Here is a 13682-nt window from a genome sequence, read left to right on the forward strand (position 1 = left end):
ACCCTGACTGATGAAACAACTATTTAGACTCTCACTCCCCACCCTGGGCGGGGGATTTGCGCGGATCGCGCAATTGCTCGTCCTTGTCGTGCTGTCGTCGGTGGCCCCCGGTGAGGAGCGCAGCGTATTGGTCGCGGGGTTCGGCCTGCTGGCCTCGTTCTCGATTCTGGCGGACGCTGGGGGGAGCAACTATATTCTTGCGACAGCGGATTCTCGATTTGGTCGCAAAACATTCGACCGCGTGATTAGTTTGCAGTTGGCTTCTGGCTTATTGGGCGTATTCGCGGCGTGGTGCTTCTTGTCTTACGCCTCCCAAACCCCACTGACGGTGGGGGCAACTATGGCGTTGGCCGGCATCGCAATTTCGCAGGTGATAGACGGTTCCTTTCGGGCGATTCGGGCTCCACTCCTGGTCCAGCGCAAAGATCACGTGTATGGAAATGCGGATCTATGCTTATTTGCCGCCAAGATACCAATCGTCCTGTCAGCCTTGTTCCTCGGACAGGTCAGCATCCTTTGGCTTCTTCCCCTCGCTTCATTGGGGGTGGCTGTTCCGGTTTTCTTGACGGTAAGGAAAACCCTGCGACGTCCCGCACCGATACCGAGCAAGCTGGTGCGTGGCGTCCTGGAATATGGAGTTACTGGGGGATTGAGTGCGTTCTATTCCCAGTCTCCGATGGTCGTCGGCAGCTTGTACCTGGCGCCCGCGCAGCTAGCGGTCCTCGCCATCGTCTATAGGGTGATCCAGCCGCTCGAGTTGGTGCCGGGAATCATGTCGCAACAGTTGTTGCCCAGGATTCGCATACGACCGGGAAGTCCCTGGCGATACTGGGCAGCATTCGCGTCGGGCGGCGTAGTCACGTGCGTTATTGTCGTTCTCCTTCGGGCACCCATAGAGGCCATTTTCGGAGCACCATTTGTTCCCGTAGCGGTCTTCTTCATAGTCGCACTTTCGATCATTCCAAAATTCGGTAACTACGCGTTGGTTGCGTACCTCATGGGCACCGGCAGGATACGAATTCGATTGTCTGTGACGATTGCAGTTGGAGCGAGCGCAGTGATCGGGTCTCTCGCCGTTGGACCCATGGGAACCATTGCGTTGGCCTCGGTGACACTGGCAAGCGAGATCTTACTCGCGACACTAATTGGAGTGGTGATACGTAAGTCACGTAGGTCGAGCGCTGAATCCGCCATCATCCCGAAAGTTTCAAGGGGCACCCAAATCAAATGAAGAACATACTGTTGATCTCTGCAGATCGCTCAACCTCGGCAGGGACCGCGAACAACCTTGGGGACGCGTTTCTTACGGATGCGCTGGCGATGTCGCTAATGGACTCGGGGTTCGAGGTGCAAGTGGCAGATTTTGGTGGTGCGAGGCTAGTCGGCTCGCTTCCTCGCTCTCCAATACTTGGGACGTTGTCCCTAGTGAAAGCCTTATGGTCTACAGATTCGGTGGTGATCGGCGGTGGGACGCTACTGCAGGATGACGCTCCGCAGAAGTTAGTAGGAGGTCTGCCGCGGCTCCTTTTCGTGTCTGCCGTGACGGCGAGGTTGCTCGGTCGGAAAGTTGCATTCTTCGGCGTCGGGTGTGACTCAGTTGAGCGATTCATGCCACGATTCCTACTTGGCGTGGCTCTGAGGATGGGAAGAGTATGGGTGCGGGACGAGGCATCCCAAGGCCGATGCCACTCCCAATTCGGCAAGCGTGTGGAACTGGCCGGTGATACGAGCCTGCTCTACCATCCCGACCTCGGTGGGGGTGAATCGAGGTCCCTTGCCAGAGCTAGTCCTGATCGCGGTGGCAGAGGCGCAGTGGTTGCCCTAAATCGCAGCCACAGCAGTGCACTAACGCTCCCGATTGTCGAGGGCCTACTTGCACAGTATGAAAGAGTTGATTTTCTTTCCATGTATCAGGGCCATCCGGTCAGTGATGCTAGCGATCTTCCCGCCGACGCGGCGTCTGCCCTCTCAAGCGTCTCCACTGACCTCTCCTGGGAGCAGGCTGTAAGCGCAATTTCTGGAGCATCTGTTGTGATCGCGTCCCGCATGCACGCGATGTACATTGCAGCCATGGTCGAGGTGCCTCTTCTCGCCATATCCGGTTCGGCGAAAATTGATGCCTTCATAGACGAATTCAAAGTGTCGTCGGTCGATTCCCTGACGGGCGCAGGAAACCCTGGAGTCGTGCCTGACGCGGCCGCGGTGCGCTCCGCAGGATTAAGGGTTTCCTTGGGCATGAGAGAGCTCTCCGACTACCTGCGCTCATAGCGCCGGGTAGCCCTATGAGCCCGTCTTCAGTTCGACTGATGACAGGTCGACCTCCATCGTCAAGTGAGCGGGGTGGACGCTGTACGGATCGTCTCCGCTGAGAGGTCCGGTCGGTGCGGCTTCGGCCATGGCTAGGGTGTCTCGTCGATAAGGTTATGCATGTGCCCTAGATGGCGACCCGCGCCGCCATGGGTTCGCGGTCTCGCCTCATCTCGCTCCTCCGTTCCCGTGGCGCTCGTTCGGCCCGGGCGGACAAGGAAGGTTCCCCATGAAGATCCTCATTGACGCCCTCGGCGCTCCCGCCTCATCTGGTGGAATGCGGTTGTACGTCGATGCTGTCGTCCGAGGGTGGGAAGAAGCATTCCCCGACGACCAACTGACACTGCTCGGGGGTAGATGGGTTGATGACATCTTCGGTGACCATCCTCGGCTAAAGGTCGTTGTGTGGCCAAACGACTTCGTTGGAGCGCGAATGATTGGCCAGATCGCCGTTTCGGCGTTGGTAATGTTCGCCACACGCTCAGAGGCCGTGATCTCCTTGAGCTCCCTGGTGACGCCGTTCGTATCGAAACGACGACGAGTGTGCGTGGTCCACGACTGGAGACATGTCAAGAACCCTTTAGAGTTCGGCGCCGCCCAGCTGGCGTATCGGCGTCTCTGGAACCTGTCGGTCCGTCACGCCGGCACCGTCGTTGGGATCTCGGCCAAGACCCACGCAGAGACACAAGAGATCGTTCCCGGCTCGCACGGCGTTGTCGTTGAGAACGGCAGAGACTACGTGCGGTTCTGGGAAAAGGTCGAAGGCAGCACTGCGCCAGAAGAGAAAAGGATCATTACAACCTTCGGTCACTTCGCTAACAAGCGCCCGGAGCTGGTGCTGGACGCCCTGGCCCTTCTCGCCGACGAGGTGGGTTCGCTGCAACTCGTAGTTTTCGGGGCGACTGGGGAATACCGGGAGAGTCTTCGCCAACGCGCGACTGACTTAGGAATTCTGGACAGCTGTCTCTTTCCTGGTTTCGTGGAACAGGCCGAGTATGAGCGCTTTATTCAGCGGTCCAGTGTGATTGTGCTGGCGTCCAGCGATGAAGGCTTCGGACTCCCCGTTGCGGAAGCCAACTTCCTCGGCATCCCTGCTGTCGTGACAACTGACAGTGGATTGGCTGAGATCCACCACCAGGGCTTGGTCGAGGCCACACCTGATGCGGCGAGCCTGGCAGAGGCCCTCACGTACGCTCTGAGCGGGCACGTGCCGCGTGCAGACGTCTCCGCAGTCCAGACGTGGGCAGACACCGCATCCGGTTTGAGGGACGCTACAGCACGTTCTCTGGCTGCGCGTCGCTGATAGGAATACGCGCAGGCTTGAGAGCCAGCCTCTTCAGAGCGAAAAAGCCGCCGAGCGCGAAAAGCAGTTCGACAGTGAGCGTGACTGCAGCGAGGCCGGTTGCACCAGCGATGAGCGCGAATGTAACGGACAGGCCGAGAGATACGGCGGCTGCGGCTACGGTGAGCACGAGGCGGGTTCGAATCTGGCCGCTTCCCATCAGGTAAGCCACCAGCGCATAGTTCCCAGACTTGGGCGCGAACGATAGTGCAACCAGGACGAACACCCACACGTCCGAGAATTGATGTCCGAACATCAGCTCAATGATGGGGAGAGAGGCCACCACGACGCCGGCGATGACTAGCCCGCCGAGGAAGAACCCGGTCCAATAGGTCCACGGTCCAGTGGCCCGGCCCCGAATCCTCGGGATGAGCTGCAGAGACAGCGTTCCAGGCACCAAATCGAGCGCTTGGATGATTCGATAGACAATCGTGAGCGTCGCCAGCTGGTCAAGCGGCAACAGGGTCGATGCGATGAGAAGCGGAGACTGTGAGTAGAAAGCGCTGAGCGCGCCAGTGGCCCCGAACTCCAGGATGCGTCGATAGATGCGGTGCTCATCGACGCCGATTGCGACCAGGGCTCTGTCTGTCGAAACAAACGTGACCACCGCGACAACTAGAGACGGGATCGGGAGCAGCAACAGAATGGTCAGATCGGACTGGAGAAAAGCAGCAGCGAGGATCGGTAGCTTGAGCACCAAAAGCACGACATCGGGTGCTGCGTAGACAGCATCCCGCTTGGCGACCATGAGCGGGGCTCGGATAATGCGACCCGTGCTATCAAGGCTCTGAGTGACGGCAAAGCAGACGAGAAGGACAAGCACCGTTGGCGGGATGTACCCTCCGGCGGGGACGGCGATGAAAAGGATGGCGAGGACTGAGCCCAAAGCCGCCAAACCCAAGTGGAAGGCAACTGCTTTCCGGTAGACCGACCGGCTGATCTCGCCGAGCGGAGTAGAAAGCAGGAAGTTCCCTGCACCCGAATCGGTCATCATGGCAAAGGAGCTCAGGAGGCCGAAGCCGGCGACGAGTAGATTCCGGTCGGCGCCAGTGCCCACGTTAGACAGGATCAACAGGATTGCGAGTTGAAGCAACCTGACTAAGCCTGTACTGATAGTTGGCAGCAGGAACAGAACGCGCTTAAGGATGCGCATCGGCTTCTTTCACCGTTGCTACGAACGGCCGCCGGCGACGCAGCGTGAGATTGTGACCGAGGTAGACGATGGCAACCAGCAAAGACGTTTGAATGACCGAAACATAGCTCAAGGCATAGAACTGTGTGAGACAGTCCACCACTGCCGCGTAGGCAATGAAAGTCAACACTGTGGCTTCTCTGCTGTACTTTGCATTCCTAGAGGTTGATGCGGTTTGCTGCGAGATGATGGCCGAAACAGTGCCTGCCAAATATCCCGTTACGAGACCGAAAACCAAGCCAACGCCAGCGGCTCCCACCCATCCCAGGTTGACGTATCCCCAGAGCGGACCAGGGAGGCGATAGCCTCCAGAGTTGATTGTCGTGACGTCTGCTCCGGGGTTCGTGACAGCCAGGCTCCAGACGGACGGGTTCCATTCAAAATTCCCGGGCACCAGACCGCCAATGAAGGTCAGGCCGTGGGCAAAGATGGGGTTCTTCAGCCACGCCTGCAGAAAGATGAATTGATCGGCGACGTCGGGTGCCCCGGCGGCGACGCTGGCCAGCAGTCCAACGGGATTCACTCCCGCCGAGAAGTTGCCGATGCCGAGTGCTGCAAAGACAAAGTAGGACGCACTACCCGCGAAGTACACGGCCACGATTCCGATGAAGTAAAGCAGCATGCCGCGGGTGCGGAGTGCGACGAGAACGCCGACAAAGAGGAGGATTCCACTCACCGCGGGTTCCCGCTGCAACGTGAGTAGCAGAAGCACGACAGACGTCAGGAACACCGCAATCATGAGCGGCTTGCGCCGCCAAACCGCGTACATGGTCAGCAGTGGGAGCAGAACGGCGAGCGCGGAGGTTGTGGCCCGGTAGAGCGGCGCGACGGGGGCGTAGCTTTCGGCGTAAGCGCCACGAAAGAACTTGGCAGCGAAAGGATCCGCGGCTAGTGCCGGTACAAAACCCATGACAAGGAAGGCGAGCAGGAGGCCCGCGATGGAAAGCAGGGCACCCCAAACTACGCGGTGCGGGATCGAATGCCGGATGCGCGTTAGCGGGATCATTACCGCGTCCGTTACCCGCGAGTTGCCTGGTCGCCCTGCGAGTTGCGAACCCACGATGGTTCCAATGACGGAGCAGCTGAACCCGACGACCATGATTGTCGTGTACAGGTCCAGAGACTCGTCCGTGACCGAGCGGCCGCCACCGAGCAGGAGCAAGGGAATGATGTACGCAACGATGCCGAAGGCAAGCTGAGAGTGGGCAACGATGTTCCACCGGCTGGGCCAGGCCACGTAAGACACGATTGAGAAGCCCAGGAGGCAGAGGCATAGCAATGCGGGGCGCACATCAGCGGGGGCCCCGCCGGCGGACAGCGTCTCCGCGAGGAAGAAGACTGCAAGGAGCGCAACGCAGATGAGGAATGTTGCAAGGAGACGAAACCAGGGAGAACTCGAGCGCAGAGCGAGCTGGGACTTCATCTCATTCAGCGGAGAAGGCCGAGGCGGCTTAGTCATTGGAGGATAAGTTGTGCACCGGCATGGTGACGGTCGAAATCATCAGATTCTCCCCCGGTTGCGCGGAGGCACCGCGCCGGTCATCCGCTTGGCGTAGGCGCCTGCGGGCAGAGCCTTCTTCAGCTTGGCGGGAGCGCCGGCGTACAAAGTGTGCGGTTCTTTGAGGCCCTTGATCACCACGGAGCCCATAGCAACAAGTGAGTAGTCAGGAACCGTCGCGCCCATTACCAGGTTGCAGCCTCCGCCCACCATGGCGTATTTGCCGATGGTGATAGGGAATGAATCCAGGACATTGTCCTCGACATCGATTCCATGAGTCATGAAAGCCGAGCGCACGCCGGCCACGGTCGCATATTCGCCAATGAGAACTCCACCAGAAGCGTCGACGTAGTGCCTACTTGTGAATGAAGCATGGGCGCCAAGAATAAACTGACCCGCAATCGGCGAGACCGATTCCTCGACAAGGAAAGGCGCGGCTGAAATCCAATTGAATTGGCCGATTTCAGCCATGTCGCCAACCTCGGCGCGAGACACGTGACGAAAGACATTGAATGGTCCGATCCGCGCGCCGTCCCCGACGACGAGGGCGGTACGCCCCAGAAGAAGGATCGGACCGATCGACGCTGACTTGGCAATCGTGTGACCGAGCCTGTTGAGCAGAAAATTCTTCCCACGGGCACTCGGCAGGATCCCCACCACGGCCGACATTAGCTGCTTCATGCGGCCCCCTCCGTTATGAATACCAACACTCGACCGAGCTTAGTGCAGGCTCTGGACGGACGGACCCTTGTGATATTGCATACCTTGTCGTCACATTATTTGCTGAATTCCCGCACCCAGTTCTCAATCGAGTGCCTCTCGAAGCCGTTGGGCGCGCCCACAAGTGGGGGCAATGCGTCAAGAACCTCGCGGAGTCGAGTGCTTGCGTCGGCCGCGTCGTAGTCATCCACGACGACTATCCGGCTGGGATCGAACAATTCTGACTGCCGGATCGCAGTATTGCCGGTAACGAGAACGGCGCCCGATGCGAGGACCTCGAATGTACGCATAGTCAGGCCGGACTGGGCGCTGCGCTGAAGGTCTAGTACCGCCCGCGAATCCCGGAAGATAGCCGCCACTGCGGACTTATCGAGTTTGGCGAAAGACACGGTGGAGGTGGGGACTCCGGCGAAGTTGCGACTGATGTACTTGTTGAAGTAGAAGTACCACCGCGCCGGAACGTAAAAGAAGCCATAGGTGTTGGTGAACGATTTAAAGAGACTGGTGACGAAACGGTACCGATCGGAATGCATGGTGCCGACGAAGGTGAGGTCGTGAGACCGGGGGCTTTCCGGCGATGAGGAACTGAACTGACTGGAATAGAAGAGTGGTTTCAGAGTGAAGCGCGCGTCAGCGGCCACGTCTGCCGGGTCGAAGCTGTACAAGGCATCGAACTCGTCGAAGAGTCGGGTGCAATTCGATCCAGCTGGGATGGCGTCGAATGAGTAATACACGAAGTGTGCATCAGGGTTTCGTCGGCGGAATTCCTGCAAGAACGACAGGGGCACTACTTCACCCTTGATGACCAGAACCAGGTCGTAGCTGTTGGTTACGGTGGCCGCAAGAATGCGGCGATAGTAGGCCTGAACCAGCAACTGGACCGGCCGACCACCGATCCGGAAGATTGCCTTGGCCGCTGACGAATTGGTGGGGCGTTCATCGAAGAAATCGACCGCATACCCGTCGTCGATCAACGCCCGCTCGATATCGGATTCGTAGCCGAAGAAGGAGGGAGAGAGGAAGAGCGCCCGGGGCGAGGGGGCGGGTGATTCTGACACTGTCGTGAGTCCCTTTCAGAAACGCCCGGCCGCAGAAGGTTGGCGTCCATATCTTGAGGCAGTGCCAGGCCGGTCGAGAACAACCGTAGCGGGCGGATTCCACCTTCGGCGGCGCGGGCCGATAGTGTCTGGAGAAGGACATGGGGGGCGGGAGTGTCGAATCGACACCGATTGAGGCCCCTCCCGGAGCCGGGATGTCAAGCGTTCACGGCTCTTGGGCGAGCGAAGCGAACAGCAGAAGGCAACCTTATGACACGCGTCAAGACCGTACTGATTTCAGGTGGAGCGGGCTTCATCGGCACCCGGCTCGCGAAACGACTCGTGGGCGACTTCAAAGTTGTTCTGCTGGACAACCTCCACCCGCAGGTGCACGCGACCAACTCGTGGCCGAGCGACAGCCCGGTAGAAGCCGAAAAGCGTCTCGGCGACGTCACCGACGCGGCAGCATGGGACGCGGCCATTGCCGAGCACACGCCCGACATCATTGTGCACCTCGCCGCAGAGACCGGAACCGGTCAGTCGCTGACCGAATCCACTCGGCACGCATCGGTCAACGTCACCGGAACCGCACGCATGCTCGATGCCCTGTCCAACAGCGGCCACCGTCCCGAGGCTATTGTTCTGGCCTCCTCGCGCGCCGTCTACGGGGAGGGACAGTGGAAGACAACCCAAGGTGAGCGATACTACGCAGCCCCCCGAGGTGAGCAACAGCTCGTCGCGAGCAAGTGGGAACCGATCGGACCTGACGGCGAAGAGGGCGAGGCCGTCGCCCACAACGCCGCATCCGTGGAGCCCCGACCGACCAACGTCTATGCGGCCACCAAGCTGGCGCAGGAACACCTGCTCTCGTCCTGGTGTGCCTCAATGAACGTTCCACTTCGCATTCTGCGGCTGCAGAACGTTTACGGTGCTGGACAGGCCCTCGAGAACAGCTACACGGGCGTCTTGACATACTTCGCTCGGCAGGCGATCGCCGGCGAGCCGATCAACGTTTACGAAGGCGGCGGCATCGTCCGCGACTTCGTGCACGTAGACGATGTCGTCAGCGCGCTCTCGGCTGCGCTGGCACTTCCCGCTGAGACCGCCTTCGGACTCGTCGACATCGGATCTGGATCCGCGGGCACGCTGCTCGACTACGCGTCCACGCTCGCCGATACCGCTGGCAGCCCGGCGCCGGAAACCAGCGACAGGTTCCGGTTGGGAGATGTCAGAGCCGCGTACGCGGACATCGCACCTGCCCAGAAGCTGCTCGGATATGAGCCTCAGGTCTCATTCCGCGATGGCGTGATCGGGTTGCTCGAGTGGGCGCGTCAGGGTTCGGTCGCTGAGTAGCATCCTCCGATCTGACACCCGTACAGTGGGCGTCAGCGATAGTGATGTGATGACGGGTCAGGGCGACGGCGGCCTGACCCGTTGCCACACTGGTCAAGGGAGCGTTCGTCATTTCCAATCAACCGCCTAAGAGCAGAGCCCGCGAGTGGCTCGGCGCCTGGACTTTGGCGGCATACGCCTCGGTCGTGCTGATGGCAACACTGTGGCCGACGCCGCTTGACCAAGGATTTGAATCTTCCATCAACAAGCTCTTCGTCGTTTTGTACCGAAACGGGGTTCCGCTGTGGTTCGGCTACAACAAGCTTGAATTCACCGCCAACGTCCTGATGTTCATTCCGCTGGGTTTCCTGGTGGCGCTTTTGCTGCCCGCCAGGATTTGGTGGCTGGCTCTGGTCATCTGCCCGGCCATGTCAATCGCCATTGAAATGACTCAGGCACTTGCATTGAGCGCCAGGTTCGCCACAGTTATCGACGTGTTTTCGAACTCGTTGGGCGCCGTTATCGGCATTTTGATTGCTGTCATGTTGCGCGCAATCGTCTACGAACGGGACCAGAAAGTCATCGCGAGGGCTGTCTGGGCCCAAGGCCTGCGCTAGGGCGTGGTTCCTTTGGACCTACTAGCGCTGCTCTGCACGGGTGCCCGATAGTCCTTGTCGTGTAGGCACACGAATTGGGGAACGCGCCCCCGGCCGCTACCCGCAGTTCGCGGGGATCAGCGTTTGGTTCGTGGCGTTGATCATTGGGGTTCCCCGGGCTTCAAGCTGCCCATAGGTGCCGGGCTCGCCGGTGAACGTTGCACTCACGACGCTGGTTTCACCAGGTCGCAGGTAGGCAGTGAACTTCGCCACCGGTCGGCCGAGGTCATTGGCACCACTATCGACGTTCGTTTCTTCGCCCTCTTCGACGACCTCGGAGCCAGCCAGGGTGGCGCCGACCGGCCCGTAGATAAAGACTTGGGTCGCAAAGAACTCAGAGCCGAAGTTCTGGGTGCTGATGTAGTCGGGCAGGTCGTCGGCTTGTTCCTGGGTGAGGTTTGAGTGCAGGGTCACCTTCGTCGTGAACGTGGGGTTAGCCGGTGCCTCGCAAACATCGGAGGTCGTTTCCGTCGAGGTCTGCAGATAGAAGTCGATTTTCGACGCGGAGACGTCGCGGTAGAACGTTCCGACGACTGTGGCATCCGCGTTGTCCTTGGGCAGGGCGCCCTGGATTCGCGTGCCATCGAGAAGGCTCTGCTCAGCGGGATCTGCGCTCCAGGCCAGAATGCTTCCTTGATTGATTCCGTCCGTGATCGACGTGATCATGGTCTTGATATCGAAATCGCCTGCCGTCACTGCGGCCAGGATGCTCGCCGCTGCGTTCTGGAAGAAAGCGTCCACGATGAGGTAGTCGTCGTAGCTGCCGTAGCGAAAGTAGATCTCGTTCACGAGGAGTGACACGGCGTTCTCGCTCGAAAGGACGTCGCCAGAGCTGAGTGTGATCGGGCCCGTGGCCTTCAGGATGTGTGCAAGTGCGAGTGGGTCGATGGAGATGACGCCATCGACCACGGTGCCCTTGTCGCGTGCCCAGAACGATTGCATGATGCTTGCTGCCGTGGGGAAGTCCGGGCGACTGGTGGAAGTGTTGGGGAACCTGACCAGGTAGTCGCTGTAAAGGTCCAGTGCGCTTTGGTCGACTTGAACATCCACAGCAGTGCCGTCCTTGAGGTCGTTGCTACCACCGGCCTGCGCAGCGATCGAGACCTTTCCCTTGTCCACATTGATCAAGGTGTAGGACGCTGCGCTGCCGCCTAGCGCGGTCGACTCGGCGTTGTTCTGGAACGCCATGAGGTAGTTACGCGGGGTGTCCTGGCCGAGAACGGCGCCGGCCGCGGAAACCATCGGAGCGATGTCGGTGACAGTCGTCGTGGCCGAGGCGACCAAACCGGTGAGTTTGACAACGGCGTCTGTGACAGGCCCGATGGTCAAGGAGGTGTCGATTGTGGCCAGGCGTGTACCTGACCGAGCGAGGGCTCCGTCGGCTGATTCAACGACGGATTCCGCTTTCGTTATTGGTGTGAGGAGATCAATCCCATCGGTGCTCTGGGAATCAGGTGCGATGGTGCCGACCAAGTCGACGGCCGGCACAGCGACATCGGTGACGATGTCATCGATGCTCTCTGCGACGGCGCGCACGCCCTTGAGGTTCTCGCCAACCACGGGCACAAATTCCGCGATGCGCCACGTGAGGTCCCGCGTCCCTGCCACTGCGCTGGCGGAATGCTCTTCAAGGTCGGAGCTGGTCGTAGACATAGCGGCTAGGTCGAACGACGTAGCTTCTGATTGGAGTTTTTCGACGAGCATTTGTGATGCTTCAAGGTCAGTTTTCACTACAAGAAGTCGAGTTGCGAGCCAGGTTACGCCGCCGAGGACCACAACCAGGCCCACCACCATGCTGATTTTCAGCCATTGTTTCGCTGGCTTGCGACTGCGACCGCGGTGGCGCGCGCCCGATTGGCTGGACAGCGAGGGAGTGCGCCTGGATGATCGAGAATTCACAGGTCAACTCTAGGGGAGCGCCTGCTGGATCGGCTGCACGCGTAAAGGGGCACGGCTCGTACTTATCTTAATACGTCTGGCAATGGCCTGTGCAGCGGTTCGTATATGGAACTATGAGAGATAGCGCTGGGGATCCCGACTGTGTTTCTCAGCTTTACGTTGTTGTGGGGGAGAAAATGGCAGTTGGTGAGGCCCGGGCGATTGGGGTGCTTCGGAGAAAATCCTGGCAACGAGCTTTTGCGGTTCGGCTGTTTACCAGTGACGTGATTGTGGTGGTAATTACCGTATTCGCCTCCCAGTTCATTTGGTTTGGTTTCAATACCGTGCCCGTGGCCACTGAGACGCCCGTGGACCTCAGCGCTGGTTACACGCTCGTTTCACTGGTGCTAATCGTCAGCTGGATGCTGATGTTAGATGCCTTTGCCACCCGTGATCACAAGGTGATCGGAAGTGGAACACTGGAGTATAAGAGAGTGGCCGACGCCACTATTCGACTCTTTGGGTTGTTCGCGATCGTCGCGTTCCTCTTTAAAATCGAGTTGGCCCGCGGCTACTTCCTAACCGCCTTGCCTTTCGGCATGTTGCTTCTCATCGCAACCCGTTGGCGCTGGCGCCAGTGGCTCCGTGCGCGCCAAGCGCGTGGACTGTACGTGTCCCGGGCGCTTCTCCTCGGAGAACGCCTCAAGACGGCACACGTGGCAGCAACTATTACGCGCACTCCGGGAAGCGGCCTGAAGCTGGTCGGGGCGCTGACTCGCGAGGGGACGATCCGCAAGGGGCCGGTGCACGGTGTGCCGATTGTGGGGGACTACAGCGACCTACTCACTGCCCTTGACGACACCAACGCCGACACGGTCATCCTCACCGGCGCTGACGAGATCAGCCCCGAAGACATGCGGCGGGTGGGGTGGGAGCTCGAGGCCCGCGACGTGGAGCTGATCGTCGCACCGGCGCTCACCGACGTGGCCGGTCCGCGCATCCACTCCCGGCCCGTGGCCGGGCTGCCGCTCATCCACGTGAGCTATCCGCAGTTCGAGGGGGTTAAGCGCGTAACGAAGCGCACCTTCGACATCGTCGGTTCTGCGCTGCTCATTCTGCTCAGCTCGCCCGGCCTCATCTGGGTGGCGATCGCGGTGAAGCGCTCCAGCCCCGGCAACATCGTGTACCGGCAGGAGCGCATCGGCCGGCACGGTGTCACGTTCGGCATGTACAAGTTCCGCTCCATGGTGCAAGACGCCGACGACCAGCTCGAGAGCCTGCTCGACGCGCAGGGCACGTCGGACACCCCGCTGTTCAAGGTCACCAACGACCCGCGCATCACCCCGATCGGCAAGATCCTGCGCAAGTACTCCATTGATGAGCTGCCGCAGCTGTTCAACGTGCTGTTCGGCGAGATGAGCCTGGTGGGCCCGCGCCCGCAGCGGGCCGCCGAAGTGGCCCTTTACGACGACGCGGCCCACCGCCGGCTGATCATGAAGCCGGGCATGAGTGGACTCTGGCAGGTAAGTGGCCGCTCTAATCTCAGCTGGGAAGACAGCATCCGTCTGGACCTGTACTACGTGGAGAACTGGTCACTTACGGCCGACATCCTCATACTTTGGCGAACTGTTCGAGCGGTAGTCGCGCCCGAAGGGGCCGTCTGACTCGCTGAACCAGTGCCGAGCGCCTGCGACGATGCGGTCAGATCACGGGTTCCTAG

At 60.0% G+C, this 13682-nt stretch carries 11 protein-coding genes; 6 read left to right on the forward strand and 5 right to left on the reverse strand.

From position 1 onward, the window contains the following. Positions 1-10 precede the first annotated feature (10 nt). The 3 genes from E3O42_RS16875 to E3O42_RS16885 all read left to right on the forward strand — a co-directional run bounded on the left by E3O42_RS16875 (position 11) and on the right by E3O42_RS16885 (position 3610). Positions 11-1231, forward strand: coding sequence for a lipopolysaccharide biosynthesis protein (locus E3O42_RS16875; protein WP_134455210.1), 1221 nt, complete (start codon positions 11-13; stop codon positions 1229-1231). Further along, positions 1228-2268 carry a polysaccharide pyruvyl transferase family protein gene (locus E3O42_RS16880; RefSeq protein WP_134455212.1) on the forward strand — a complete coding sequence of 347 codons (1041 nt, stop codon included), beginning with the start codon at positions 1228-1230 and terminating at the stop codon, positions 2266-2268. The genes E3O42_RS16875 and E3O42_RS16880 overlap by 4 nt, the downstream gene beginning before the upstream one ends. Positions 2269-2536: 268 nt before the next feature. Further along, on the forward strand, positions 2537-3610 hold the full coding sequence (locus E3O42_RS16885) for a glycosyltransferase (RefSeq protein ID WP_134455214.1): 1074 nt from the start codon (positions 2537-2539) through the stop codon (positions 3608-3610). On the opposite strand, the gene E3O42_RS16890 is transcribed toward E3O42_RS16885, so the two are convergent. The 4 genes from E3O42_RS16890 to E3O42_RS16905 form a co-directional block, all read right to left on the reverse strand. Beyond that, positions 3579-4802, reverse strand: a complete 1224-nt coding sequence (locus E3O42_RS16890; RefSeq protein WP_134455216.1) for a lipopolysaccharide biosynthesis protein — start codon at positions 4800-4802, stop codon at positions 3579-3581. The two genes, E3O42_RS16885 and E3O42_RS16890, sit on opposite strands and share 32 nt — an antisense overlap. After that, on the reverse strand, positions 4789-6264 hold the full coding sequence (locus tag E3O42_RS16895; RefSeq protein ID WP_134455218.1) for a hypothetical protein: 1476 nt from the start codon (positions 6262-6264) through the stop codon (positions 4789-4791). The genes E3O42_RS16890 and E3O42_RS16895 overlap by 14 nt, the downstream gene beginning before the upstream one ends. A gap of 78 nt (positions 6265-6342) precedes the next feature. Beyond that, positions 6343-7020 (reverse strand): acyltransferase, encoded by a 678-nt coding sequence (locus E3O42_RS16900; RefSeq protein ID WP_134455220.1) that lies wholly within the window; start codon positions 7018-7020, stop codon positions 6343-6345. 95 nt (positions 7021-7115) lie between these two features. After that, on the reverse strand, positions 7116-8117 hold the full coding sequence (locus E3O42_RS16905; RefSeq protein ID WP_134455222.1) for a WaaS/CpsH family glycosyltransferase: 1002 nt from the start codon (positions 8115-8117) through the stop codon (positions 7116-7118). 249 nt (positions 8118-8366) lie between these two features. Here E3O42_RS16905 and E3O42_RS16910 point away from each other — a divergent pair, with 249 nt between their 5' ends. Next, entirely contained in the window at positions 8367-9449 is a 1083-nt protein-coding gene (locus tag E3O42_RS16910; RefSeq protein WP_134455223.1) for an NAD-dependent epimerase/dehydratase family protein, read from the forward strand. A gap of 191 nt (positions 9450-9640) precedes the next feature. Then, on the forward strand, positions 9641-10045 hold the full coding sequence (locus tag E3O42_RS16915) for a VanZ family protein (RefSeq protein ID WP_241984899.1): 405 nt from the start codon (positions 9641-9643) through the stop codon (positions 10043-10045). Between the two features lie 96 nt (positions 10046-10141). Here the strand turns inward: E3O42_RS16915 and E3O42_RS16920 are convergent, their stop codons facing one another. Further along, a complete protein-coding gene (locus E3O42_RS16920; protein ID WP_134455227.1) occupies positions 10142-11983 on the reverse strand; it encodes a DUF4012 domain-containing protein in 1842 nt (613 codons plus the stop codon). Positions 11984-12159: 176 nt separating this feature from the next. On the opposite strand from E3O42_RS16920, the gene E3O42_RS16925 reads away from it, so the two are divergent. Then, positions 12160-13626 (forward strand): sugar transferase, encoded by a 1467-nt coding sequence (locus tag E3O42_RS16925; RefSeq protein WP_134455229.1) that lies wholly within the window; start codon positions 12160-12162, stop codon positions 13624-13626. The last annotated feature ends 56 nt before the right edge of the window (positions 13627-13682 follow it).

This window comes from Cryobacterium adonitolivorans, assembly GCF_004402695.1.
Lineage (GTDB): Bacteria > Actinomycetota > Actinomycetes > Actinomycetales > Microbacteriaceae > Cryobacterium > Cryobacterium adonitolivorans.

Bases quoted from the DNA above. Each gene is read 5' to 3' on its own strand.
- E3O42_RS16875 (WP_134455210.1), top strand. From the start codon at position 11: ATGAAACAACTATTTAGACTCTCACTCCCCACCCTGGGCGGGGGATTT.
- E3O42_RS16880 (WP_134455212.1), top strand. From the start codon at position 1,228: ATGAAGAACATACTGTTGATCTCTGCAGATCGCTCAACCTCGGCAGGG.
- E3O42_RS16885 (WP_134455214.1), top strand. From the start codon at position 2,537: ATGAAGATCCTCATTGACGCCCTCGGCGCTCCCGCCTCATCTGGTGGA.
- E3O42_RS16890 (WP_134455216.1), bottom strand. From the start codon at position 4,802: ATGCGCATCCTTAAGCGCGTTCTGTTCCTGCTGCCAACTATCAGTACA.
- E3O42_RS16895 (WP_134455218.1), bottom strand. From the start codon at position 6,264: ATGAAGTCCCAGCTCGCTCTGCGCTCGAGTTCTCCCTGGTTTCGTCTC.
- E3O42_RS16900 (WP_134455220.1), bottom strand. From the start codon at position 7,020: ATGAAGCAGCTAATGTCGGCCGTGGTGGGGATCCTGCCGAGTGCCCGT.
- E3O42_RS16910 (WP_134455223.1), top strand. From the start codon at position 8,367: ATGACACGCGTCAAGACCGTACTGATTTCAGGTGGAGCGGGCTTCATC.
- E3O42_RS16915 (WP_241984899.1), top strand. From the start codon at position 9,641: ATGGCAACACTGTGGCCGACGCCGCTTGACCAAGGATTTGAATCTTCC.
- E3O42_RS16925 (WP_134455229.1), top strand. From the start codon at position 12,160: ATGGCAGTTGGTGAGGCCCGGGCGATTGGGGTGCTTCGGAGAAAATCC.